Below are 22,353 nucleotides of genomic sequence, written 5' to 3' on the forward strand. Positions count from 1 at the left end.
GATGTCGCTGTATCAGTTGGAGCGCGACGGTGACCTCGAGACCCTCACCGAGACGCTGGAGCGGAGCGGGAATCCCTCCATCCGGCTTCGAGCCGCCCAGATTATCGGCGGCCTGTTCGAGTCCGAAGACTTCGACAATGACGACCTCTTGGTGGGTGAGGATACATCGATTTCGACCGATCCGGAACTGAACGAGGGGGATTCAGATCGATCTTCCGTCATCGACGTACTGGTCTCTACGGTCACCGACGATTCGAACAAGAAGGTTCGAGCGGCGGCGATCGATGCACTTGATAAACACGGGGCGGAGTCGCTCGAGCGGGTGATCGATGAGCTTTCCGAGACGGATCTGGGGTCGGCGGCCGAGTGGGTTACCGCACAGGCGTACGTCGAATCGCTCTCGGATAACCGCCCCGAGCTCAGGATGGCCGCCGCGAGCGGACTGGGGCGAATCGGTGACTCGAAGGCGACGCCCGCGCTGGTAAAACGACTCTCGGATCCCGATTCACGGGTGCGGGCTCGATCGGCTGTCGCCTGCGGCCGCATCGGCGATCCACAGGCCGTCGAAGCGCTCGAAGACCGCCTTCACGACGATCCGAGCGTCGACGTTCGGCGGGGCGCGGCGGACGCCCTCGGTGAGATCGGAACGGAGGGCGCATTGAGCGTCCTGCTGGAGGCAGCCGACGATGAAACTGTGACGATCCGTCGCGTCGTCGCGGATGCGCTCGGACAGTTTGGCAACGTCACGCCCGTCGACACACTGGTCAGGCTACTGGGAGACGACGACGAGACGGTCCGCCGGACCGCGATGTTCTCGTTGGTCGAGACTCTGTCAAACGCTCCCCCACAGCAGAGTCATGACGTGCGAAACGCCGCCGCGGATCGACTCGGTTCGGCGACTGCAGACGATGTCATACCGCCGCTCGCAGAAATACTGACCGAGAGCTCGGGCGCGCCACAACGACGGAACGCCGCGTGGCTCCTGGGTCGCGTCCTCGGAGACGAGTACGAGCCAACGGCTCGGACGGCGCTCGTCGACGCGCTGAGTGACGACGATACGATGACGGCACAGTTCGCGGCGACGAGTCTAGCACGGCTTTCCGGTCCGTCACTCGAATCCGAGCTACTGGAGCTGTGTATCGATCCCAGTGCGCCCCTCGAAGCGCGGTCGAAGGCGCTTTTCGTCCTCGGTAAAATCGGCGGAGAGAAAACGCGATCGGAGCTCGAGGACTTGGTCGACAGCACCGAACACGACGAGCTCCGCGAGGGGGCGTTTTCGGCGCTCTCGAAACTCGGGGGGCTCGGCGGAGGTGGTCGCCAGTGAGCAGATCGGAGCGAAAACTGCTCGATACGACCGGACGGTTCGCACAGGTCGTTCGGGACGGCTCGAAGACCACCGACGTCGACTGGACGGATGGGCGAATACTCCTCTCTAACCGGCGGATCATCCTCGCTGGGGCGAACGGAAAGCGGACGGTCTCGGTCTCGAATATCGACACGGTCGAGGGACGATACGACGTCAACAAGGCGATTGCACAGGTCTCAAACTATGTGAGTATTCGGGTCGGCCGAGACGTCTACGTGGTTTCGACCGGTGACTCCGAAGAGTTCGAGCGTACGCTGCACAAGACGATCGTCGACGGCAGTATGGTCCTCGTCAAGCACCCGGCCATCGAGGGGGGCGTCGTCCAGAGCGTCAACTGGAAGAAAGCCCGCGTGAAACTCGGTGACGGTGCCGTCAACCTCGCCGTCGAGGACGGCTCATTCATCCCGATAGAAATCGACGACGTCGGGACCGTCGAGCGGGATTCCAGATCCGTTCGATCGAAGGAGCGTCCGGTTCTCGAGGCCGAACACACGGAGGACGGAACGAGCGTCGAGACGTACCTCTCAGGGAACGAAAAACACTGCTCGGTGTTGGGGTCGGTGCTCCGTCGCGGTGCCGATCGGAACTCTTCGTCGATCGATCTGAGCACGGCCGAAACCGAGGTGTTGATGGCGCTGTATTCGGGTGTTTCGTCCTTCGAGGTCCCGGAGTTTCTCGATATGGACCCCGACGAAGTCGAATCGATCTACGAAGAACTCGTCGAGTTAGACGTGCTCCAGGAGGTCCGGATTCGGCGCGAAGTCGCGCTGAAGCCACGGGGAAGAAACATCGCGAGCGAATCCATGAACCAGCAATAACGCTCCCGATCCGGGACGACCGCCGCGTTTTTCATCGCCATAGCATTCCGACCTCGTCGCGAAAGTCAGACGTTTACGTCCTCGAGTCGCTGGTTCACCATGACTTGGCCGTGCGTCGTCAGCGAAAGACCCGTCGGCCCGTCCTCGATCAGTTCCTTCTCGCGGAGGGCGTTCACGGCGTTCGTCGCTCGGGCGGCATCCCCGTCGAGGACGCTCGCGAAGTCGATATCGCCGCCGGTTGCGTACACGGCGACCAACAACCGTGTTTCGGACTCGCTGAGATCAATCTCGGCTACGTCGCTCAGGAGCGTCCCGTACTCGATACGGAGATATCGGCCGAGAATGTTCAGTCGTCGGGTCGAAAGCGGGGAGACGAGCGAGGTTGTCACCTCTCCGTCGTCGGCGTGTCTGATCAGTAGCGTCGGGCCGTCTCCACCGCCGATCGATCGATCGGCGCGTTCGAAGCCAATGACGTTTTCGATCGCGATCCGAAACGTCGCCGTCCCCGTTTTGAATGCGACGCCGTCGGACGATATGGATAACTTCGCCTTTTTTATTGGGGTATCGGTTACGCGCCCGCCAACCTGAGCTGGATGCCTGATATAGGCTTTCGTCCCACCGAGGAGACATCTGAACAGGACCGTCCGGAACCGTTCGATCGTCTCCGAGCCCCCCTCGATGACGACCGTTTCGACCCTGTCTCCGTCTGCCCGGTATCCGACGGTCACGGCGGAGTCGAACATATCCCGGAGATCCGGTGGAGCGTTCCCGACGACGACATCGACAACGTTCGATAGTGGGGTCGTTAGCTTTTCGTCGTCACCCGCGATCACGAGCCGCATTTGGCTCATCACGATACGACCGGTCTCGGGATGTTCGATGGACCCGGCCGACGGGTTCCTCACAAATCGCCCGACGAAATCGGCGACGGCGCGTTCGTCCCCGCTCATACGTCCACATCTAGGAGCACGCTAATCAGCGATTCGGTCGCGACGGCCGTGAGGCAGCCGACCCATATCAGCGCGACGAAGTGGAGGAACGCGTTTCCGTAGTGTCCGCCGTCGGCGGTTCGGATCGTCAGCGAGGAGATAACTCCGTTAAAAAGTAAAATGAGGAGCAACAGATATCTGAGAAGCGGCACGTTATACATGTCCGTGTGCAGGAGTTGCCCGAAGCTGGCGGCGCTGCTTCCAATGTCGATGTCGAATCCGGACATTATCACTGCGACCTCGAGCCCGGTAAAGAACGCGAACGCCGATGCTGCGCTGATGCCGTACAACAGCCCGATTAGCGTCACGGTCACCTGTCGCCGTCGCTCTCTCAGCTGGGCGAGTTGATTCATGTTCTGGCTGATCAACTCGCCGAGTACTTTCGGATTACCACCCATCTCGCGGCCGATAAGGTACATCTCGCTGAACTTCTGGATGATGTACGAGTTCGTATCCTCGGCGAAATATCGCCACGCGCTCTCGGTGTCGATGCGCATGTTCAGCCGTCGATACAGGTCGTTGAGGTTTTGCGTCAACGCCCCGAAGTCCTTCTTTCGGAGGGTTCTCAACACCACTGAGGTCGTCGACTGTTTCGCGCTCTCGCTAGCTCCGAGAGCGCGGATAAAACTCGGAAACTCGGTGTCCCGATCTACGATCGCCTTTTCTTCCCGCCGAAAGACGAGCGCCGGAAACAGAAACGGAAGCGTCGGAATCGCAAGATACAGCGGTGTCGGGATCGATTCCATCGGTACCAACGTGGTAAACGGCGCAACGCCGAACGTGCTCGCGAGCATCGAGAGTACGATCAGTAAAAACCCGGCCACTGCGACGGCCGAGCTCCCGACGAGCAGCTGCTTCGACCGCGTTCTGTAGCCCTCCTCGATATACCAGAGCGGATCGTAGGGAACGACCGCACGAATGACGAGAAAGAACCCGATCTGGACGAACACGAACATGGCGATGACCGCCGCGACCGTCCACGTCGGGTTCGTTCCGGTCAGGATCGGGAGCACGACGGCGAAGACCAACGCGAACGTCATCGAGAGGACCATCGACAGATAGAGATCCTTCATTACATCGAGATTTTCCAGGGACTGCTCGTAGATCGTGGAGTAGTTCTCGATGATGACGGTCTGCTCTTCGAAGAGGAAATCCGACATCTCTTGGCCCGCCCCCAACGTGTATGCGAGTCGGTCGAATAAGTCGGTCAGCGAATCGCTCGGGACCTCCTTAGCACGCCGTCTCAAGGCGTCGTCGAGGCTCTGATTCCACGTATCGACGAGCTGAACGACGCGTCTGTTCTCGACGGTTAACTCCCCGTACTCATCCTCGTTCGCGAGTTTGCGGAACACCTCCATGCGATCGATATTCGTCGTCGAGAGGACGGTCATGTGCGTGACCATCAGGTGGAACCGATTCTCCATCTCGATCCGCCGCCGATCGACCGCCAGTTTCGGATACGCCACGCCGGTGAGAAGAAAAACCGCCCCGAGGACGGGCAACAACACCTGGACGATAAACAACGTCTCCCAGACGATCGCGAGCGTGATCGTTCCGATGAAAAGCACTGTCGTGGGAAGGAGCACGGCGAGAACGTACGTCCGCGACTCCATCTCCATCCGATCGTACGCGTCGAGGATCGAACTGACGAGCTCGGTCACCTGAACAGTTCGTCCGGCAGTGCCCATCCGTCAGTCCCTCCGCGGAACCGTGAACGGAAGTCCCTCGATTCCGTCGCGCTGGAACGCCTCAATCGCCTGGTTGACCTCGTGGTACCCGAGAATGTCCTCTTGAATCATCCGCTCGATGATGTCCGCGCGGTACTGGAGATCGTCGTAGATCTTCCGCGTGTCCGGGTATCCGAGTAGCTCGGCGATTTGATCCTCCAACACGTAGGAGTTGTTCATCCCCTGAAAGACGATTTCGTCCTCGACGGGGTCCCAGTAGAACACCTGCCGAGTGACGACGCCCTCCATCTCCTTGGAGTACCCTTCGATCTCCTGCACGCTCGTCACTCGCCGAAGCACGTCGTCACCCTGCTTGACTCGGTTCTGGAACAACGCCACGTCGGCGTTATCCATGAACGTCTCAGGGACGTTGATCGGTTCACCGGTGAAACGCTGGATCATCGAGACGATGTCCGACGCGTGGAAGGTCAACATCACCGGGTGGCCGGTCTGGGCGGCCTGAAACGCCATTCGTCCCTCCTCGCCTCGGACCTCGCCCACGATGATGTATTCGGGGCGGGATCGAAGCGCAGCCTCGACGAGATTGAACATATCGACGTCTTGGGAGTCCTCGCCGCCGCCCTCGCGGGTGAGCAGTTGCTGCCACGTGTCGTGTGGCGGCATCACTTCCGCGGTGTCCTCTGCCGAGTAGATCTTCGAGTCCCGCGGGATGAACGACATGATGCTGTTCAGCGTCGTCGTCTTCCCGGAGGCCGTCTCGCCGACGACGAACACCGTCTGTTCGTTCTCCAGACAGAGCCACAGGTATGCCGCGAGTTCGGGCGACAGCGTTCCCCAGTTCGTGATCTGGTTGACCGACAGCGGCACCTCGCTCCCCTGTCGGATTGTCAGGCTCGGGCCCTTCAGACTCACGTCATCGCTGTAAATGACGTTCAGCCGGGAGCCGTCGGGGAGCGTCGAGTCGACGATCGGATCGGAGTCGCTCAGCGGATCGCCGATCCGCTCGCCCATGTTTCGCAGCCAGCTGTCGAACTCGGCTTCTGTTCCGAAGTCGACCGTCGTCTTCACCATCCCGTAGACCTCGTGATCGACGTAACACTCGCTGGGACCGATGACGTGAATGTCCTCGTTAGCCGGATCGCGCATGACCGGTTCGAGCGGACCGAGGCCGACGATATCACGGTTCAGCCGGTATCGGATGTTCTCGAACGTCGCCTGTGAGACCTCCGTGATATTCGGGTCGATCTTGAACCGAATTCGTTCGAGGAGGTCCGCTGGCTCCCGCCCATCCACTCGCGTCGACTCCGCGAGCAATTCCTCGATTTGGTCGCCGTATTCGGACTCCCCCGTCGGAGCCTTCTTCGTGACGCTGCGCCGCAGCAGTTCGTCTTTTACCCCTTCGAAGATCTGCATTTCGTCCCCCGAGAGAGTCGGCTCGATCGCGTAGTACTTCATGTCGCGGCCGACGTCACCGTAGATGTGACAGTATATCGGCCCCCCGACCGGGTAGAGAACGTTCGGCCGATTCGTCTCGTACTCGCCGTCAGCCTCCTCTATGAACAGGGGAAACTCCCCGGTTATCTGTTTGAATTTCTTCAGATGCTCCCAGAGGTGCGGTCTGTTTGCCGCGGCCTGTCTGAGTTCGTCGGACGGTTGGGCTGTTCCATGTTCGGTCATTATCAGGCGACACTTCGACTTTCGATGACGATTCCGGTACCCGATCTAACGGAGTAGCCGATCGAATCACCCACCTGCTCGCCCATTCCCGCGAACCGCTTGACCGAGATCTGTCGCCGAACGTCGTTGCCGACTTCGACCATCTCCAGTTCGAAGAACACGTCCGCGATCGCTCGAAACGGTCCGATCGCATCACCGTCGACGGTCGAGGGATCGACCGTCAGGACGATGATCTTCCCCTCGGAGATCATGTCGCGGAAAAAGGAGATGATCTCCAGTGCGGCTTGTCGCTCCTCGTTTTTGCGGATCAACGCCTCGAACGTCGGGTCGTTTCGAAGGATCGCATCGAAGGTATCGATAACGACCACGTCGGCCATCCACATCGTCTTTGCTTCCATCAGTCTGGTGAGGAGATCCATTCGATTCTCCTCGCCACCACCGGAGAGGACGCCACCGGTATCGAGGTTGGCGTGGAGAAACAACAGCCGCTCGTTGAGGATGTGGTCGACGACGTCGTACGACAGCGAGTTCATCTGGTCGAGGAAGCCCCCGATGGTCAGTTCCGTCGAGAGGACACTCACGCTCGTCTCCTCCTGGCAGAATCCGTAGGCCATCCGCTGAGAGATCGCGCTCTTCCCGGCACCGTAATCACCCTCCATGAGGACGATACTTCCGCGCGGAATCCCCCCGCCGAGCTCTTTGTTCAGTCGGTCGTGATCGTCGAGTCCGAGCGATCGTATGTTTCGTGTATTTTGCATGATGTCGCGTCACTCAACGTTGTCGTCGCGCCAGTCGAATCCCCCGGCGTTCCGTTCGTCGTGCTCGGAGCGATCCGGTGGACAGTGTCGCATGATTCGGGGGTCATCCGATCCGTCGATCTCACGCCCGCCGTCGGATTCGACTTCCCGGTTCGCAGGCTCTCGTCCGCTCGGATCGAACGATCGTTCGGCATACCTCCCACTTCGCCCCATACCGCTTCTCGCGTGAGGTCCCCCTCGATCGGTTCGCTCGTCGAAGGCGACCATCCCCATGTCCGGGTTCGCGATACGGCTGATGTATCGGAGGCTCGCGTTGTGGTGTTCTACAGTCAACGAGGACTGCGGGTCGGGGGCAGCCTCGACTCCGCCACCGAAGCCGTTCAAAAACGTCTGCAGCGCGTCGGCGGCCACAGTGTCGATCCACTCTATAGTCTCGTAGTACGCGATCGTTCGAGCCGCCCCGTCGACGCCAGCCTCTTCGACGAGGAATTCGAGCCAGTCCATGACGACGATATCGGCGGCGTACCCCGACGGCAACGCTTCGAGGTAGGGCTTCCCGCCGTCGATCGGCGAATCGGTACCGACCGTCGACGAGTCCGCTTCGTCGTCGATAGCGTCAATACCTCCCTCGTCATCGTCGGTGGCGTCGATATCTCCCTCGTCATTGTCGGTGGCGTCGATATCTCCCTCGTCATTACGGTCATCGAGATTCGGATCGGGGTCGGAGGCCGATGTATCGAAATCCGAATTATCCTCACCGATTTCCGGATCGTCCGTTTCAGTATCGTCCAGCTCGTCAGCGTCCGTTGCCGCTTCGTCGTCCCACTCAGCCTCCCCTGAATCGTATTCCGCTTTGAGTTCCTCGAAGGACTTTCCGCCGTCTTCGCTTTCATCATCCTCGAACTCTTCGTCGAAGTCATCTTCAAAATCCCCGTCGAAGTCGTCCTCCAGTTCGTCGTCGAACCCCCCGTCATCGTCGAAATCATCGAAGTCATCAAAGTCGTCCTCCTCCCCGTCCTCGAAATCCTCGTCGAAGAACTCGTCTGCGCTCGCATCCGCGACCGAGCTGTCGATCTCCGATTCCTCCTCGTCGTCGCCAAACAGCCCCATCGAGCCGTCACCGATCGTTCCGCTGCCGAAGCCATCGCCCATGTCGCTCTCGTCGATGAAAGGGTTCACGCCGCGCGTCACCATCTCGTACACCTCGAGCAGCTTTCGGACGTTCTCCTCGACGTTACCGACCGACTCGCTTATCTGCTCGTTCTCGCTTTTGACCGTGTTGACCGTCGAAGATAGCGACGCGACTTCGTTTTCGAGTTCGTCGATCCGGTTGTCGACCTCCGCCGACGTCGCTGCGCCCCCACCGTCCATGTCGTCGAATCCCATGTCGTCGCCCATCAACTCATCATCATCACCCATCAGATCGTCCCCGTCACCCATCAGATCGTCCCCGTCACCCATCAGATCGTCGCCGTCGTCGAAGAGCCCACCGTCCATGTCGTCGACGTCGCTCTCTCCGGGATCATCGTCGTCATCGCCGCCGCCGAGTAGATTATCGATCATTGTGAGTTCCTCGTGTAGCCCGGGCCGGTTCGGTTCTGTGCCGATACCACCCCGTGGACGACGCCCGCGTCGGGGATCCCGACGGGGGAGGGTCGCCCATGGCCGTGCTGCTTTCGCGTACGTCCATATCCACTAATTAAGTTTGGGGCGTTTCGGCGCCCGTGTCGCCGATGAAATCGAAGTTAGACAGGGCTGCAGTATGCCGATTTATCGGTGCAATCGGCGAACTCCGTCGACCGTCTTACTGCGGCCCAAGCGTATAAATCGACACGGTGATCGCTCAATGTCTGAACAGTTGGACTGTCTCGTCGCTCCTGACGAAACAGAACCGCGAGCCGTCGTTCTCCGGGAACGAGACGGTCCGCCGCGTGGTGGCGAACATCCGCACGAACTGCGCGCCACACGCGGGACAGTCGACGCCGTCACGGTTTTCGAACAGCGTTCCGTCGCCGTCGTCGGTGAGCTGTTTGAGTCGATGGCGCTCGGCGTGAATGTCGAGCGCCGTCATCTACGGGGGTCCTCTCGACGGTCGGTCGTGTCTTCGCGCCCCCATCCTGCGTGGTCGAGAATGACGTGATCCGTCGGTGGCCGTCGCCGGTAGACGACGAGCCACCCGAGCGCACCGACGGCCCACACGCCGAGCGACAGCGCCGCAAAGCTCCCCTTCGCGATCGCGCCCGTGATCGCGTGAATTCGTCCGACGCCACCGACGAGCGTCCCGATGAAGATCCCGACGACGAGGGGCCAAAGCAACGACTCGGCCCCCGGCCGAAACAGCAACACCAGCGCCGTGACGGCGACGGGGTACGTCACGAGCGCGGTCCGGAACTGATTCTTGAACGGTCGGCTCTCGGGGCGGGGAACGAGGATGATTCCGGCAGCGACGATCGCAGTAAGACCGGCGGTACCCGCAAAGAGGACCGCTGCCCCCTCCCGAGCGAGGATCGGCGCGTACAGTTCCGTCACCGACGTGCTCGTGGCGACCGGCTCCCGCGCTAGCATCCAGACGAAATAAAACGCCGTGAGCCAGGTCAGGACGACGGTATCGAGGAGATACTCGACGGTCAATCCCGTCAGCCCGATCTGGAGGATTCGGTGTGCGAGCGCGAGCGACGAAAACAGCGCGTACGCCGTGAACATGAGCGTCAACCAATCGCCGCCCACGATGACGTCGCCGAGTCGACCGCTGACGGTGCCGACGACGTAGTACCCCAACCACAGGTACGGAACCGCCACGAGCATCGTCGCCGTGCTCCGTCCGGGGGCCGACACGAGCGCCGAGAGGAGCGCCCGGCCACCCGCTCGAACCGACGGTACCCGTCCGAATCGCTCGGAGGTCTCGTCGGTTGCCGATCCCGTCGCCATACCCGTAGTACCGAAGACCCGGTGATAGCGGTTTGGGTCGTTTCAGCCGCGGAAACGGTAGATGCGGGCGAACCAATCGAGCTTAGATCGATGGGTACACCGGGACGGTGCGACAAGTGCGCGTATGGACGGACGCCGCGACTGGGTCTCGGTCGACGGCGGACCGCGAGTTGGGACGGTCACAGAGCACACGTACACGCTGAAGACCGGCGCACCGCTGCTGGCGGTCGAGCTGGACGAGTCGGTCGGCGGAACGGAATCGATCGTGGTAGTCGCGACCGGACGTTCCCTGGCACCACGACGATCGCCTGCACCCGATCACGCCAACTCGTCGGCCAGCGCGTCCGCGATCCGCTCGCCGATAGCCTCCTTGTCGCCCTCGTGTTCGGCGACATCGTCGGCTGAAACGAACAACACGCGCGTCCGATCCGATCCCATGACGCTGGCGTCGTTGGCGACGACGAACGTCAATTCGGCGCGGTCGAGCGTCTTTCTGGCCTGCTCGATCATCGCGTCGTCGCCGCTGGTCTCGAGTTTGAACCCGACGATCGGGAGCTCCGGATGTTCGGTTCGGATCGTGTCGATTAGCTTCGGCGTCGGTTCGAGATCGAGCGTGAGTTCCCGCCCGGAGCGGATCTTCTCGGCCGCGGTGTCGACCGTGTAATCGCCGATCGCGGCTGCCGACACGAGCGCGTCAGCCCCGTCCTCGACCGCCGACCGCACGGCGTCGAGCATCTCGGTCGCGCTCTCGACGGCGATCGTGTCGGCGTACGGCACCGCCGCGCCGTCGTGGACGAGCGTCACGTCCGCGCCGCGGACGTAGCAGGCCTTCGCCACCGCCCGTCCGGTGCGTCCCGAGGCCCGGTTCGAGAGCACGCGAACCGGATCGACCGCCTCGGTCGTCGCACCGCTGGTCACGACGACGCGCTTCCCGGCGAGCGGTCGTATGCCCACCGCCCGCGCGACGTCGAGCACCATCGCCCCCTCGGTCGCGATCTTGGCCTTCCCCTCCTCGATCCGCGGCTCGACGAACGCGACGTCCCACGACTCCAGGCGCTCGATCGCCTCCAGGACGCCCGGATGGTCGTACATGGGTTCGTGCATCGCCGGGGCGACGACGACTGGCACGTCGGCCCCGAGCGCCGTCGTCGCCGTCGTGGTCACAGGGGTGTCGTCCACGGCGGCGGCGACCTTCCCAATCGTGTTCGCGGTCGAGGGGGCGAGCAAGAGGACGTCGGCCCAGCCGTCGTAGCCGCACAGCTCGACGTGTTCGACCGAGCCGGTGATCTCGGTGACGACCGGGTTCTCGGTCGCGAACTCCAGCGACCACGGGTGGATGATCCCCCGTGCAGCGTCCGTCATCACGGCCCGAACCTCGGCGCCCTGCCGCCGGAGTTCGTGGGCCAACTCGACCGTCTTGACCGCCGCGATGGAACCCGACACGCCCAAGGCGACGTTTGTGCCCGCGAGCATCGATGGGGGTTCGATGCCCCCGGTTAAAAACCATCGTGACTGCGGTCGGCGGTGGGTTACTTTTATAGGTGCGTTCAAACCTCAGTACATGATCGGCCAGAGTTTCCCGCCCGACTGGCTCGCGGGCATCCTATCGGCGTACGATCAGGTGTTGTCGGAGCTGTTCTGGTTCGTCGTGGGGTTTGGGATCATCTACTTCGTCGGCCAGGTGTTTCTCATCCCGTTCGCCACCCGAGTGGTCAGATCGCGCAACCGAAACAACCCCACAATCGAGACGGCCACGAAAACGTACTTTCGGGTGGTCGTGATCGGATTCGCGACGCTGACGGGCATCATCGCCGCCGGTTACGGACGGGTGCTCTCGGAGTCGGCGGTCATCATCGCGGCACTCACGTTCGTCCTCGGGATCGCCGGACAGCAGGTGTTCGGATCGCTCATTAGCGGGATGTTCCTCGTCGCCGACCCGGATTTCAACGTGGGCGACTGGATCGAGTGGCCGGGCGGGGAGGGGACCGTCGAAGCGGTCGACTTCCGCGTCACCAGAGTGCGAACGCCGGATCACGAGACCGTCTCGGTACCCAACACGGAGCTCACGAGCAACGCGATCACCCGACCCTACGGACGCGATCGGTATCGGATTACGGAGCGGGTGTACGTCGCTTACTACGAAGATACCGAGCGGGCGCTGCTGGAGCTCCAGCGGGTCGCGATCGACCACGAGTCGATCCTCGACGAGCCAGCGCCGAACGCGCGGATTCTCGAACTCGGGGAGAACGCGATCACGGTGCAGGCGGCGTTTTGGATCGGGGATCCGCGACGCAGAGACGTCCCCGTGGTTCGCTCCGACTTCCGCCGAGCGGTGAAGCATCGGTTCGACGAGGAAGGAATCACGATCGCACCCCCCTCTGCGCAGTTGCTCTCCGGGGAAGTCACCGTGGCGGATAGCGCGACAGAGTCACCGCCCCCGGACGGGTAGTGAGCGCTGAGAACCCGCGGTGGCCCGACTCAACGCGTCTCGATCCGCAACTCGACGTCGCGCTCTTCGCCTTCGAGATCGGCCACCACCCGCCGGACGATCCGTTCGGCCTCCGCGCGGATCTTCGGTTTGATCTTCTCGACGACCCAGCCGAGCGAGACGAATCGCGGGAGGTCGACGATTCCGTCGTCGGTCGAACCGGGGGCGTACTCGACGACAAAGGTTACCTCGGTTTCGACCTCCTCGGCTTCGCCGTCGGTGTCCACGAGCGGTTTGACGAGCCACCGGCCAGCGGCGTCGATATCTTTCGTTACTCCCCACTCGATGCGGTTCGGCGAGTCGACTTCGGTGACCTTCGAGCGAGCGGTGTACGTGAGTTTCCACCACGCGAACGTGAGTTCGTACTCGGTGCCCGGCCCGCCATCGCCGAACTGTCTGACCGATCGGAGATGCTCCGAGTAGTTCGCATAGCGGCGGAAGGCCAACAGGAACTCATAGACCTCCTCGGGCGGCACGTAGACGACGGTACTGACTTCGACTCGCTCCACACGGTCACGTGGTGTGGAGGTGTGGTAAGCTTTCGGCCGCGGAGTGACGGACCTGCGGCGTGCGAAGACAGCCGACTCTCTGTCTGATGACGGGAGGCAGTATCTTCGTGTGTCAGGTGCGACGAAGACGAGGGAGAGCGGACGCGGCTGGAACTGACCCTTTTTGCCGACGGAGCACCGAGTGAACCTATGACGGATCTACGCACAGCAGGGTTCAAAGAGCGGACCCGGGTGGCCGACGCCCGCGAGTCGCTGCTCGATGTCCCGCCGATCGATCGGACCGAGCGGCTCTCGTTGTCCGTGGCGGATGGCCGCGTGATCGCGGAGCCGGTCGACGCGCTCCGAGACGTTCCACATTATGCCCGCGCGGCGATGGACGGGTGGGCCGTCCGCGCCGAGGACACCTTCGGCGCGTCGGGTCGCTCACCCGCGATCGTTCGCCCTGACGAGACGATCGGCCCAGGCCGGGCCGTCCGCGTCCACACGGGGAGTGAACTGCCGGACGGCGCGGACGCGGTCGTGATGATCGAGGAGACCGAACGGGTCGGCGACGAGTTGGAGGTGTTCGACGCCGTCGGCGAGGGCGAAAACGTCGCCCCGGTCGGCGAGGACGTCGAGGCCGGCCAGCGGCTCTACGAACCGGGACATTTACTCCGGCCCTCGGACCTCGGCCTGCTGAAGGGGACCGGCATCGACACCGTCGAGGTCGCTGCGCTCCCGGAGGTCGCCGTCATCCCGACGGGCGAGGAGCTCGTGCAGGCCGATCCCGACCCCGGCGAGGTCGTCGAGACCAACCGGTTTACCATCTCCCGGCTCGCCGAGCGATGGGGTGCCGACGTGACGCGGCGCGGGATCGTCACCGACGACCGCGACGCGCTCCGGGCAGCGATCCAGCGAGATCTCGTCCGCGACGTCGTCGTCACGACCGGCGGCTCCTCGGTCGGCGAGCGCGATCTCATCCCCGAGGTCGTCGAGGATCTCGGCGAGGTGTTCGTCCACGGCGTCGCCCTGAAGCCGGGGCATCCGGTTGCGTTGGGCCGCGTCGAGGGCATCACCGTCGTCATGCTCCCCGGCTATCCGGTCGCCGCCATCATCAACGCCGTCCAGTTCCTCCGGCCGCTGATCAAACACCTCGGTGGGACCGATCCGGAGCCGTTACCGACGCGGGAGGCGACGCTCGCACGGAAGATCCGCAGCGAACCGGGCGTTCGGACGTTCGTGCGCGTCACGCTCGAAGCGGGCGACGATGCGGACGGGACGCGCTTCAAAGCCACCCCGACGCGCGCCAGCGGCTCCGGCGTTCTCTCGAGCGTCGCCCTCGCGGATGGATGGGTCGTCGTCGAGGAGAGTCGGGAGGGGATTCCGGCGGGCGAGACCGTCGCAGTCGAAAACTGGGAGTACAATGGATAGAAAACAGTTTCGCGACCTCGCTGAGCCCGAGGCGGCCCGGGAGGCGATCGCCTCGCTGGACCTCGAATCCGACGCCGAAACAGTCCCGCTCCGGGAAGCCCGCGGTCGCATCCTCGCCGAACGGGTTGACGCCAACCTCGACGTGCCCGGCTTCGATCGAGCGAGCGTCGACGGTTACGCGCTCAAAGCGGCCGACACGTTCGGTGCCGACGAGGCCGATCCGGCCGAATTGAGGTGTATCGGCGAGGTCCACGCGGGGGTAGAACCGACCGTCGACGTCGGTCCCGGCGAGTGCGCGGAGATCTCCACGGGGGCCGTCCTGCCGCCGGGCGCGGACGCAGTCGTGATGGTGGAACGGACGGACAGCGCCGCTGACGGCGAGACGATCCTCGTCAGAACGTCGCTCGCGCCCGGCGATCGCGTCATGTTCGCGGGGGCTGACATCGCCGCCGGCGAGCGCGCGCTCGGGCCGGGGACGACGATCACGCCGCGAGAGATCGGACTGCTGTCGGCGATCGGGGTCGAGTCGGTGCCGGTCCGCGGGCGGCCGACCGTCGGGATCGTTTCGACGGGCGACGAACTCGTCCGTCCCGGCAACCCGCTCGATAGCGCCGCCGGACAGATATACGATGTCAACAGCTACACGACCGCGACCGCGGTCGAGGACGCCGGCGGCGAGGCGCGACTATACCCCCACGCAGGCGATGATTACGACGCGATGGAGGCGACGCTCCGCGAGGCGGCCGCGGAGTGCGATCTCGTCCTCTCGTCGGGGTCGACCTCGGCGTCGGCGGTCGACGTCATCTACCGCGTCGTCGAGGAGACGGGCGAACTCCTCCTCCACGGGGTCGCGGTCAAGCCCGGCAAACCGATGCTCGTGGGGCGGCTCAACGGGAGCGCCTACGTCGGGCTGCCGGGGTATCCGGTCTCGGCGCTGACGATCTTTCAGGCATTCGTCGCCCCGGCGATCAGGCGGGCGGCGGGCGTCCCCGAGCCCGAGACGGCGACGGTCGAGGGGCGGATGGCCCACCGCGAGCGGTACAGCGAGGGTCGGCTCAGATACATGCCCGTCGGGCTCGTCATGGACGGCGACGGCGAGACGCTCGTCTACCCGGTCGACAAGGGCAGCGGCGCGACGACGAGCCTCGTCGAAGCCGATGGAATCGTCTCCGTCCCGCCGGACGTCGAGTACTTGGATGTCGGTGAGCGCGTCGATGTGCAACTCTTCTCGCCCGACGTTCGCCCACCGACCGTCTTCGGCGCGGGCGAGGACGACCCGGCGCTGTCGCGACTGCTCGATCGCGTCGACCGGCCGCGCTATCTCGCGATCGGCAGCCGGCAAGGGCGCAGACGGCTCCGGGACGGCGTCACCGACGTGGCGGTCGTGACGGGCGAATCGCTTCCCGACGGAACCGAACTGGGCAGTTGGAGCCGCGAGTGGGGGCTGGTCGTTCCCGCCGGCAATCCCGACGGGATCGACGGCCTCGCAGCCCTCGTAGACGGCGACGTGCGGTTCGTCAACCGGACGACCGACGCCGGACTGCGCTCGACGCTCGACGCGGCGCTCGACGATCTCGCGGCCGAGCGCGGCGTCGACCGACGCGAACTGACCGACGCGATCGGCGGTTACGGGATCGCTGTTCGAGCGCACGAATCGCCACCCAGAAAGGTTCTGGCGGGGGATGCGGACGCCGGGTTGGGACTGCGCGCGACTGCCGAAACGCTCGGGATGGGGTTCGTCCCCTGCGGAACCGAACGCGTCACCGTCGTCGCCGACGAGACGCGGGCGGACAAAGACGGCGTGAAGGGACTCGCCGCGGCGATCGAGAGGAACGACGCGATCTTCGAGTCGCTGGCCGGCTATCGGCGGTGACCGACCCGGACGCGACGATCAGGGCCCCGACCCGGTCACGGCCGCGAACCGTTCGGCGTCGAACTGGATGCCGCCGGCCGTTTCGACGAGCGGATCGGATCGGAGTCGCTTGATTCGACCGAAGGGAAGCCGAACAACGGCGAATCCCGAGCGGTGATGCAACAGCAGCCGATCCGGCGCGCCGATGTCGGCGAGCAGTCGGACCATGAACACCTCGTGATCAACCTCCGGGCGACGCTTCACGAAGACGTATCCCTCGGCGTCGGACGGCGGTCCCTCGACGGAGACGGTCGCGCCGAACGCTTGGGCCATATCCATCGCTACGCCACCAGCCGCTTGGCCTGTTCGAGCCACCCCTCGGCACGACTTTCGGACGCCTTCGTGAGCCGAGCGATCGATTCGGGATCGAGGCGGACGAACTCGCCAACGGACCGAACGTCGGCGTCCGCCAGCCGCCCAGCGTACGTCGGCCCGATCCCATGGATCGCCTCGACGGACAACTCGTTTCGCCGCGCTTCATCGATCCGTTCGGTGAGCGGTTCGATCGGTTCCGGAGACAGACCGAGCGCATCGGCGAGCTCCTCGGGTGAGCGCTCGGCGATCCCGCCGAGATCGTTGATGCCGACATCGCGAAGCCGGGCCGCGAACTCGGTTTCGGGATCGAGCCGACCGCGCTCGACGGCCCGCTTGAACGCCGACAGCAGATCGGCATCCTCGCCGACGACGGGCTCGTCACGGCGCTCGATTGGCGTGCCGTTCTCGATATCCTCGTCACCGTCCTGCGGTCGCTCCTCCGTCGTCTCGGATGCGTTCGGTTCGGGCGCTGAGCCGTCATCGGACTCGCCGCCGTCGCTGGGCTCGCCGACGACTGTCAGGTCGATCGGCGAACCGGGCGGGGCGACCGCCAGCGGCTTGGGGAACTGGTCGACGATCGTGCCGACGGCGAGGCGTGGATCGTCGACGACCGTGATCTCGCCGACGTCGAAGCCGGCCGCCGTCAGTCGGCGAGCCGCGACGTCGTGCGACGTGCCCACGAGGTCCGGAATGTCGACGTACCCAGGATCGTCGGATCGGTCGGACGCGTCGCTACGGATCGTGAACGACAGTTGGCTGAGGTTTTCGGTCGCGGACCGCTCGTCGAGCGACGGGAGGTAAAAGCGAACGTCGCCGTCCGACTCGGTGACGTTCGCCTTTAGCGTGACGTCGATATCGCCGATCGAGAGGCCGCGGTGACCGATGTCGGCGTCGAGCCCGTCGAACGCGGATTCGAAGCTCGAGAACAGTCGCTTCGGCTCGATCGCCGGTCGCTCGGCCCGCAATTCGTCGAGGCGATCGCGGAGTTCGGACCGCTCGGATTCGAGCTGTGAGAGGCGGTCCGCGAGCGTGTCACGCTCGCTGCGGAGTTCGAGGACGCCGCGCTGAAGGTCCGTAATCACTCGTTCGCGCTGGATGACGGCACGTTCGATCGCCGCCCGTTCGGCGAGGTCGAGCTTTTGTGTTTCGAGGTACGGAAGCTCCTCGACGGTGAACGCCGACTCGTCGAGGGCGAGATCGCGGGTTCGGAGATCCCACGTCATGGCTCGGTGCGTTCCGGTCCGGGGCCGGTCGGATCGATCCGTTCGGGGACGCTCGGCGCGAGCCGGAACCGAACGTCACTCGCGATCTCCGCATTCACATCATGGGCCGACCGGGTTCGCGGCGAGAGCGGGGCCGCGTTGAGTCTCGGTCGATATCCGCGGACTGTGCCCCGGTCGTCGGTGATCTCTTCCCCCTCGATCGAGACGGTGATTCGGAGGTCCGCTTCGACTTCCGAGAACCGGAGCCACGAAGCGTCGACTGCGTAGTCGAGTTCGTCGTCGGCGAGGGCGCGTTCGAGGTCCCGCTGGACCCGCGCCGACCGTCGATCGAGCGCCTCCTGACTCTCGGCGACCGAGAAGGCGACGCTGCGGACGAGTTCGGAGAGCGGCCGCGAGAGCCACCGTTCGGTCGCCATCAGGACTCACCGCCGTCGTCTCTCGATTCGGCCGGCTGGAGACCGATCGGGACCGGGACCGGCTGCAAAACGGCGCGTATCTGTGCATTCGCGGTCACGTTTCGGTCGAACTTTCGCTGTTCTGTGAGTTCGTAGGTCCCCGCCCGAAGGCCGAGTTCCCGGCCGCTCGATTCGGAGTCGGTCGTCTCCGCTTCGGTAACGCTGATGTCGAGTCCGATATCGATCGTCGCCTCCGAGAACTGATACCGCGTCGGGGTAAAACCGAGATCGAGCAAAGACCTCGACTCGGCCGGTGCGGCGTCCGTGCGCACGCGTCCCTCACCGTCGATTCGGCGCGTGAGCTGTGGGACGACGTCGACTTCCGTCTCGGCGAGCGTCTCCAGAACCTCGGCGGTCGAGAGATCGAGCTTCGCCTGCGCGGTCGCGACGCTCTCGGCCAGCAGATAGAGCATATCGTCGAACGGCAACTCTCGCTCCGGACGGACCGGTTTTCGGGACGGGACGCCGCGTGTGCGGAGATCGCGTGGTCTGATCGGCATCTCAGGCGGCGGGCCCCCTCCCGGCACGGCGAGCGTAGTGTGACATAGCGGTCACTCGTCCGTCGATCGGTTGTCCACGGTCTCCACTTCGGGGAAGAGATACGGCGGTGGTGGTACCGGGACCATCGTCGTGTTGAGGCGGCTCGTCCCGTGGACCTCCTTGCCGAACTTCCGGTTGTGGCTCACGTCGACGTCGATTCGGGCGCTCCACAGACCGAATCCGACGCTCCCACCCGTGCTGACGTCGATGCTCGTCTCGGTTTCGGTCGTCGTCTTGATGTCCATCTCGACCTCGATCGTCGCCTCCGAGAACTGATAGAACGTCGGAAACAGGCCGGCCTGCAGGAGCGAGACGTCGATCGGCTCGGCGGCGGAGTAGTCGACGCTTCCGTCGGCGCTGATGGTCCGGGTGATCGCCGGGACGACTTCGATCTCGGTTTCGGCGAGCGTCTTCGCGACCTCGACTGAGTTCATATCCAGTTGGTGTTGGGCGTCGGCGATTCCGGCACCCAACTTCGCGACCATCTCCGGAAGCGGTACGTCCAACAACTCCTGTCCTACTGACATTCGTGAATGTACACCAAGGTACTATATATTCGTAGCTGAACCTGCTCCGGGGCCGACAGATACGGGGGAGTCGGCTTCGGATCGGTTATCCCGACGGCGCGCATCGATCCACCCAATGACGCTACTGTCGGAACTGGATCTCGATGCCGCGGACGTCGCGGCCGTCACCGAACGACGGGACGAACTGCTCGCCGCAATCAAAGATCACGCCGGGCAGATCGCCTACAACGTCGCGCGCATCGAAGGCGGTGACTACGGCCGACGATCGTTCTCGACCGATCGGGGCGAGTGGACGGTCAAATACGAGGCGGGCGACATCGAATTCGTCCGCTACGATCCCCGCGGCGGTGGCGAGACGTACGTCGTCTCGACGCAGTCGCCGGCCGAACCGGAGGCGCTGGCGCGCGCGCTCGAAGATTACGCGCCGTTCGTCGCGGCGTACAACGACTACGTGGCCTCGCTCGACGGCGTCCTCGACGGTGTGGACGCGGATTTCCCGAGCGTCGAATCGACCGGATCGGTCGTCGCCGAGCGCAACCGCATCGTCGATCGGATCGAGGCGTGCTGCGATCAGATGGCTGGCGAACTCTACCGCTACGAGGGGACCGACTACGGGACCTTCGCCGCCCGCGTCGATGCGACACGGTGGGAGCTGAAGCGCGAGCGAGATACGGTGTCGTACCTCCGGGCGGGCGGCTCAGGTGGCGTCTATCTGCTCTCGCAGTACGGGCCGCCGTCGGCGACCGACGTCCGGGAGTACGCGTCGCGCTTTTCGGGATTCGTCGACGCCTACAACGACCACGTCGCCGAGTTGGAACTCGATCTGGAACGGATCGAGCTGTGATCGATTTTCGGCGTTGGAACGCGGGGATGAGACGACAACGGATATAAACGCCGACGCCGTTCGGCGGCGTATGCGACGGTTCTCTCGGCGCCCGTTCCGGATCGCCGACTCCGCCCAACAGATCGTCGGCGGCTTCCTGCTCGCTGGACCGTTCGTCGTCACGGAGGAGGTGTGGGTGCTCGCGGAGAACATGTCGACCGTCCAGACGCTCGTGACCGTCATGATCGTGTTCGGCGTCGGTTACGCCGCGCTGTACAAGGCGGCCGGCCGGGACCCCGACGACGAGTTCGACGTCGGCGGCATCCCGGCGCGGTTCCTCTCGTTGATGTTGGTCGCCTACGGGGCCGTCATCGTTCTGGCGCTCGCGTTCGGCGCCCCGGGGACGTTCCTCGCAGCCCTCTCCGGGCTCGAACGGCTGGTGGTCACGGCGAAAGCGATCGCGGTTGGGTCGGTGTTCAGCGTCGTGGGGGCGGCGACGGCCGACTCGGTGTTCTGATCGACGGCCGTCGGGCGCGCGCGTCGGACGGGTCGAACCGGTAGTACCGGTTCGACGGTTACCGTTTTATCGGCCGATTCGTCGACGACCTAACATTGTGAGCTATATGCCACATGTTTATTACCAGCAGGGCGGTAGACGACGGTATGTTATCGTACGACGATTCACCCGAGGCCGTCGAGTTGGCCGAGCGGGCCCACGAACTGATGGAAGAGGTCGTCCTCCCGAAGGAACGCGAGCTAAAGGGCGGCATGTCAGTCTCCGAGGGGACGATCGAGGAACTCCGGGACGCGGCGCGCGACTACGGCGTGTACTGTCCGCAGATCTCCGAGGAGTACGGCGGGATGGGGTACAGTTTCCGCGACGCGTTACCGCTGTTCGAGGAGGCCGGCCGCAGCATCCTCGGCGAGGAGGCGATGCACGTCGACGCGCCCGACGAGGGGAACATGCACACGCTCGAACTCCTCGGAACGGAGCTGCAAAAGGAGCAGTACCTGAAACCGCTCGTCGAGGGTAAGCTCGTCTCCGGATTCTGCATGACCGAACCGATGCAGGGCGGCGGCTCCGACCCCAAAATGTTGCAGACGACCGCCGAGAAGGACGGCGACGATTGGGTCATCAACGGCCACAAGTGGTGGACGACGAACGGCATCCGCGCCGATTTTCTCCTCGTGTTCGCCCGCACCGATCAGGAGGCCCATCCCTACGATGGCTGTTCGATGTTCATCGTCCCCGCGGAGGCCGATGGGGTCGAAGTCGTCAGAAACATTCCGCACATGGGCGCGGCGATCGACGTTCACGGCCACGCCGAGATCACGTTCGACGACGTCCGCATCCCCGAAGAGCACCTCCTCGGTGAGGAGGGCAAGGGCTTCACGCACGTCCAACAGCGGCTCGGCCCCGCTCGCCTGACCCACTGCATGCGCTACTCCGGGATGGCACAGCGCTCGCTCGACATCGCCAAGGCGTACATGTCCGAGCGGGAAGCGTTCGGCACGCCGATCGCCGACAAGCAGGCCCCGCGACACGAGATCGCCAACCGGCGAACCGAGCTCGCGGCGGCGCGAGCGCTCGTCCGGCAGGTCGCCGACGAGATCGACGCCGGTGGCGAGGCACGCGTCGGCGTCTCGATGGCGAAGACGTTCACCGCGAACGCCACTCAGGAAGCCATCGACACCGCCCTCCAGTTCTGCGGCGGCAACGGGATCGCAAAAGACCTACCGATCTCGGACTTCTACGAGCGCGTCCGCCAGTTCCGCCTCGTCGACGGCGCGGACGAGGTTCACCGACACGTCATCGCCCGTGACGCCTTCGAGGACGTCGACGAAGCCGAGCTCGAAGCGATCACGCGCTTCCGCGAATAGCGCCGGGCAGCGACGACGTACAGTGCGACGGTCACCGAACCTCGGA

At 64.0% G+C, this 22,353-nt stretch carries 22 protein-coding genes; 8 read left to right on the forward strand and 14 right to left on the reverse strand.

Annotation, left to right across the window (positions count from 1 at the left end):
* Position 1 precedes the first annotated feature (1 nt).
* Both DM868_RS04315 and DM868_RS04320 read left to right on the forward strand, forming a co-directional pair.
* A complete protein-coding gene (locus DM868_RS04315) occupies positions 2 to 1,324 on the forward strand; it encodes a HEAT repeat domain-containing protein (protein ID WP_137275599.1) in 1,323 nt (440 codons plus the stop codon).
* Positions 1,321 to 2,184, forward strand: coding sequence for a CheF family chemotaxis protein (locus tag DM868_RS04320; RefSeq protein WP_137275600.1), 864 nt, complete (start codon positions 1,321 to 1,323; stop codon positions 2,182 to 2,184). Before DM868_RS04315 ends, DM868_RS04320 begins: the two co-directional genes overlap by 4 nt.
* A gap of 65 nt (positions 2,185 to 2,249) precedes the next feature.
* Here DM868_RS04320 and DM868_RS04325 read toward each other — a convergent pair whose 3' ends face one another.
* From DM868_RS04325 to coaBC, 8 genes are all read right to left on the reverse strand, one after another.
* Positions 2,250 to 3,134 (reverse strand): CheF family chemotaxis protein, encoded by an 885-nt coding sequence (locus DM868_RS04325; RefSeq protein WP_137275601.1) that lies wholly within the window; start codon positions 3,132 to 3,134, stop codon positions 2,250 to 2,252.
* Positions 3,131 to 4,861 (reverse strand): archaellar assembly protein FlaJ, encoded by a 1,731-nt coding sequence (gene flaJ, locus DM868_RS04330; RefSeq protein ID WP_137275602.1) that lies wholly within the window; start codon positions 4,859 to 4,861, stop codon positions 3,131 to 3,133. The genes DM868_RS04325 and flaJ overlap by 4 nt, the downstream gene beginning before the upstream one ends.
* A 3-nt stretch (positions 4,862 to 4,864) precedes the next feature.
* Positions 4,865 to 6,538: a type II/IV secretion system ATPase subunit gene (locus DM868_RS04335; RefSeq protein ID WP_137275603.1), complete on the reverse strand. Its 1,674-nt coding sequence runs from the start codon at positions 6,536 to 6,538 to the stop codon at positions 4,865 to 4,867.
* Positions 6,539 to 6,540: 2 nt separating this feature from the next.
* On the reverse strand, positions 6,541 to 7,296 hold the full coding sequence (locus DM868_RS04340) for an ATPase domain-containing protein (protein WP_137275604.1): 756 nt from the start codon (positions 7,294 to 7,296) through the stop codon (positions 6,541 to 6,543).
* A 9-nt stretch (positions 7,297 to 7,305) separates the two neighbouring features.
* Positions 7,306 to 8,859 carry a FlaD/FlaE family flagellar protein gene (locus DM868_RS04345; RefSeq protein ID WP_137275605.1) on the reverse strand — a complete coding sequence of 518 codons (1,554 nt, stop codon included), beginning with the start codon at positions 8,857 to 8,859 and terminating at the stop codon, positions 7,306 to 7,308.
* A 280-nt stretch (positions 8,860 to 9,139) separates the two neighbouring features.
* Positions 9,140 to 9,367 carry a DUF7385 family protein gene (locus tag DM868_RS04350; protein ID WP_137275606.1) on the reverse strand — a complete coding sequence of 76 codons (228 nt, stop codon included), beginning with the start codon at positions 9,365 to 9,367 and terminating at the stop codon, positions 9,140 to 9,142.
* The gene (locus DM868_RS04355) at positions 9,364 to 10,224 is read right to left on the reverse strand and encodes a hypothetical protein (protein ID WP_137275607.1); all 861 of its coding nucleotides are present in this window, start codon (positions 10,222 to 10,224) and stop codon (positions 9,364 to 9,366) included. The genes DM868_RS04350 and DM868_RS04355 overlap by 4 nt, the downstream gene beginning before the upstream one ends.
* A 318-nt stretch (positions 10,225 to 10,542) precedes the next feature.
* Positions 10,543 to 11,697 (reverse strand): bifunctional phosphopantothenoylcysteine decarboxylase/phosphopantothenate--cysteine ligase CoaBC, encoded by a 1,155-nt coding sequence (gene coaBC, locus DM868_RS04360; RefSeq protein WP_137275608.1) that lies wholly within the window; start codon positions 11,695 to 11,697, stop codon positions 10,543 to 10,545.
* An 88-nt stretch (positions 11,698 to 11,785) separates the two neighbouring features.
* Here coaBC and DM868_RS04365 point away from each other — a divergent pair, with 88 nt between their 5' ends.
* Positions 11,786 to 12,673: a mechanosensitive ion channel family protein gene (locus DM868_RS04365; RefSeq protein ID WP_137275609.1), complete on the forward strand. Its 888-nt coding sequence runs from the start codon at positions 11,786 to 11,788 to the stop codon at positions 12,671 to 12,673.
* Positions 12,674 to 12,702: 29 nt separating this feature from the next.
* Here DM868_RS04365 and DM868_RS04370 read toward each other — a convergent pair whose 3' ends face one another.
* The gene (locus DM868_RS04370) at positions 12,703 to 13,221 is read right to left on the reverse strand and encodes an SRPBCC family protein (RefSeq protein WP_137275610.1); all 519 of its coding nucleotides are present in this window, start codon (positions 13,219 to 13,221) and stop codon (positions 12,703 to 12,705) included.
* Positions 13,222 to 13,410: 189 nt separating this feature from the next.
* Between DM868_RS04370 and DM868_RS04375 the strand changes: the two genes are divergently transcribed.
* Positions 13,411 to 14,631, forward strand: coding sequence for a molybdopterin molybdotransferase MoeA (locus DM868_RS04375; protein ID WP_137275611.1), 1,221 nt, complete (start codon positions 13,411 to 13,413; stop codon positions 14,629 to 14,631).
* Positions 14,624 to 16,504: a molybdopterin biosynthesis protein gene (locus DM868_RS04380; protein ID WP_137275612.1), complete on the forward strand. Its 1,881-nt coding sequence runs from the start codon at positions 14,624 to 14,626 to the stop codon at positions 16,502 to 16,504. The genes DM868_RS04375 and DM868_RS04380 overlap by 8 nt, the downstream gene beginning before the upstream one ends.
* A gap of 18 nt (positions 16,505 to 16,522) precedes the next feature.
* Here the strand turns inward: DM868_RS04380 and DM868_RS04385 are convergent, their stop codons facing one another.
* From DM868_RS04385 to DM868_RS04405, 5 genes are read right to left on the reverse strand one after another with little or no spacing between them, the layout of a single operon-like run.
* The gene (locus DM868_RS04385; RefSeq protein WP_222845460.1) at positions 16,523 to 16,816 is read right to left on the reverse strand and encodes a hypothetical protein; all 294 of its coding nucleotides are present in this window, start codon (positions 16,814 to 16,816) and stop codon (positions 16,523 to 16,525) included.
* Positions 16,817 to 16,824: 8 nt separating this feature from the next.
* A complete protein-coding gene (locus DM868_RS04390; RefSeq protein WP_137275614.1) occupies positions 16,825 to 18,081 on the reverse strand; it encodes a helix-hairpin-helix domain-containing protein in 1,257 nt (418 codons plus the stop codon).
* Positions 18,078 to 18,497 carry a hypothetical protein gene (locus tag DM868_RS04395; protein WP_137275615.1) on the reverse strand — a complete coding sequence of 140 codons (420 nt, stop codon included), beginning with the start codon at positions 18,495 to 18,497 and terminating at the stop codon, positions 18,078 to 18,080. The genes DM868_RS04390 and DM868_RS04395 overlap by 4 nt, the downstream gene beginning before the upstream one ends.
* Positions 18,497 to 19,036 (reverse strand): hypothetical protein, encoded by a 540-nt coding sequence (locus tag DM868_RS04400; RefSeq protein WP_137275616.1) that lies wholly within the window; start codon positions 19,034 to 19,036, stop codon positions 18,497 to 18,499. The genes DM868_RS04395 and DM868_RS04400 overlap by 1 nt, the downstream gene beginning before the upstream one ends.
* A gap of 51 nt (positions 19,037 to 19,087) precedes the next feature.
* Positions 19,088 to 19,603 (reverse strand): hypothetical protein, encoded by a 516-nt coding sequence (locus tag DM868_RS04405; RefSeq protein WP_137275617.1) that lies wholly within the window; start codon positions 19,601 to 19,603, stop codon positions 19,088 to 19,090.
* Positions 19,604 to 19,718: 115 nt separating this feature from the next.
* Here DM868_RS04405 and DM868_RS04410 point away from each other — a divergent pair, with 115 nt between their 5' ends.
* The 3 genes from DM868_RS04410 (at position 19,719) to DM868_RS04420 (ending at position 22,307) form a co-directional block, all read left to right on the forward strand.
* A complete protein-coding gene (locus DM868_RS04410; protein ID WP_137275618.1) occupies positions 19,719 to 20,447 on the forward strand; it encodes a hypothetical protein in 729 nt (242 codons plus the stop codon).
* A 70-nt stretch (positions 20,448 to 20,517) separates the two neighbouring features.
* The gene (locus DM868_RS04415) at positions 20,518 to 20,943 is read left to right on the forward strand and encodes a DUF2391 family protein (protein WP_137275619.1); all 426 of its coding nucleotides are present in this window, start codon (positions 20,518 to 20,520) and stop codon (positions 20,941 to 20,943) included.
* A gap of 146 nt (positions 20,944 to 21,089) precedes the next feature.
* Positions 21,090 to 22,307: an acyl-CoA dehydrogenase family protein gene (locus DM868_RS04420; RefSeq protein WP_137275620.1), complete on the forward strand. Its 1,218-nt coding sequence runs from the start codon at positions 21,090 to 21,092 to the stop codon at positions 22,305 to 22,307.
* Positions 22,308 to 22,353: the final 46 nt, after the last annotated feature.

It is taken from the genome of Natronomonas salsuginis (assembly GCF_005239135.1).
Taxonomy (GTDB): Archaea; Halobacteriota; Halobacteria; order Halobacteriales; family Haloarculaceae; genus Natronomonas; species Natronomonas salsuginis.

Excerpts from the sequence above, each read along its gene's own strand:
- DM868_RS04315 (WP_137275599.1), top strand. The coding sequence starts at position 2 with ATGTCGCTGTATCAGTTGGAGCGCGACGGTGACCTCGAGACCCTCACC.
- DM868_RS04325 (WP_137275601.1), bottom strand. The coding sequence starts at position 3,134 with ATGAGCGGGGACGAACGCGCCGTCGCCGATTTCGTCGGGCGATTTGTG.
- flaJ (WP_137275602.1), bottom strand. The coding sequence starts at position 4,861 with ATGGGCACTGCCGGACGAACTGTTCAGGTGACCGAGCTCGTCAGTTCG.
- DM868_RS04335 (WP_137275603.1), bottom strand. The coding sequence starts at position 6,538 with ATGACCGAACATGGAACAGCCCAACCGTCCGACGAACTCAGACAGGCC.
- DM868_RS04340 (WP_137275604.1), bottom strand. The coding sequence starts at position 7,296 with ATGCAAAATACACGAAACATACGATCGCTCGGACTCGACGATCACGAC.
- DM868_RS04345 (WP_137275605.1), bottom strand. The coding sequence starts at position 8,859 with ATGATCGATAATCTACTCGGCGGCGGCGATGACGACGATGATCCCGGA.
- DM868_RS04350 (WP_137275606.1), bottom strand. The coding sequence starts at position 9,367 with ATGACGGCGCTCGACATTCACGCCGAGCGCCATCGACTCAAACAGCTC.
- DM868_RS04355 (WP_137275607.1), bottom strand. The coding sequence starts at position 10,224 with ATGGCGACGGGATCGGCAACCGACGAGACCTCCGAGCGATTCGGACGG.
- coaBC (WP_137275608.1), bottom strand. The coding sequence starts at position 11,697 with ATGCTCGCGGGCACAAACGTCGCCTTGGGCGTGTCGGGTTCCATCGCG.
- DM868_RS04365 (WP_137275609.1), top strand. The coding sequence starts at position 11,786 with ATGATCGGCCAGAGTTTCCCGCCCGACTGGCTCGCGGGCATCCTATCG.
- DM868_RS04375 (WP_137275611.1), top strand. The coding sequence starts at position 13,411 with ATGACGGATCTACGCACAGCAGGGTTCAAAGAGCGGACCCGGGTGGCC.
- DM868_RS04380 (WP_137275612.1), top strand. The coding sequence starts at position 14,624 with ATGGATAGAAAACAGTTTCGCGACCTCGCTGAGCCCGAGGCGGCCCGG.
- DM868_RS04385 (WP_222845460.1), bottom strand. The coding sequence starts at position 16,816 with ATGGCCCAAGCGTTCGGCGCGACCGTCTCCGTCGAGGGACCGCCGTCC.
- DM868_RS04390 (WP_137275614.1), bottom strand. The coding sequence starts at position 18,081 with ATGACGTGGGATCTCCGAACCCGCGATCTCGCCCTCGACGAGTCGGCG.
- DM868_RS04395 (WP_137275615.1), bottom strand. The coding sequence starts at position 18,497 with ATGGCGACCGAACGGTGGCTCTCGCGGCCGCTCTCCGAACTCGTCCGC.
- DM868_RS04400 (WP_137275616.1), bottom strand. The coding sequence starts at position 19,036 with ATGCCGATCAGACCACGCGATCTCCGCACACGCGGCGTCCCGTCCCGA.
- DM868_RS04405 (WP_137275617.1), bottom strand. The coding sequence starts at position 19,603 with ATGTCAGTAGGACAGGAGTTGTTGGACGTACCGCTTCCGGAGATGGTC.
- DM868_RS04410 (WP_137275618.1), top strand. The coding sequence starts at position 19,719 with ATGACGCTACTGTCGGAACTGGATCTCGATGCCGCGGACGTCGCGGCC.
- DM868_RS04415 (WP_137275619.1), top strand. The coding sequence starts at position 20,518 with ATGCGACGGTTCTCTCGGCGCCCGTTCCGGATCGCCGACTCCGCCCAA.
- DM868_RS04420 (WP_137275620.1), top strand. The coding sequence starts at position 21,090 with ATGTTATCGTACGACGATTCACCCGAGGCCGTCGAGTTGGCCGAGCGG.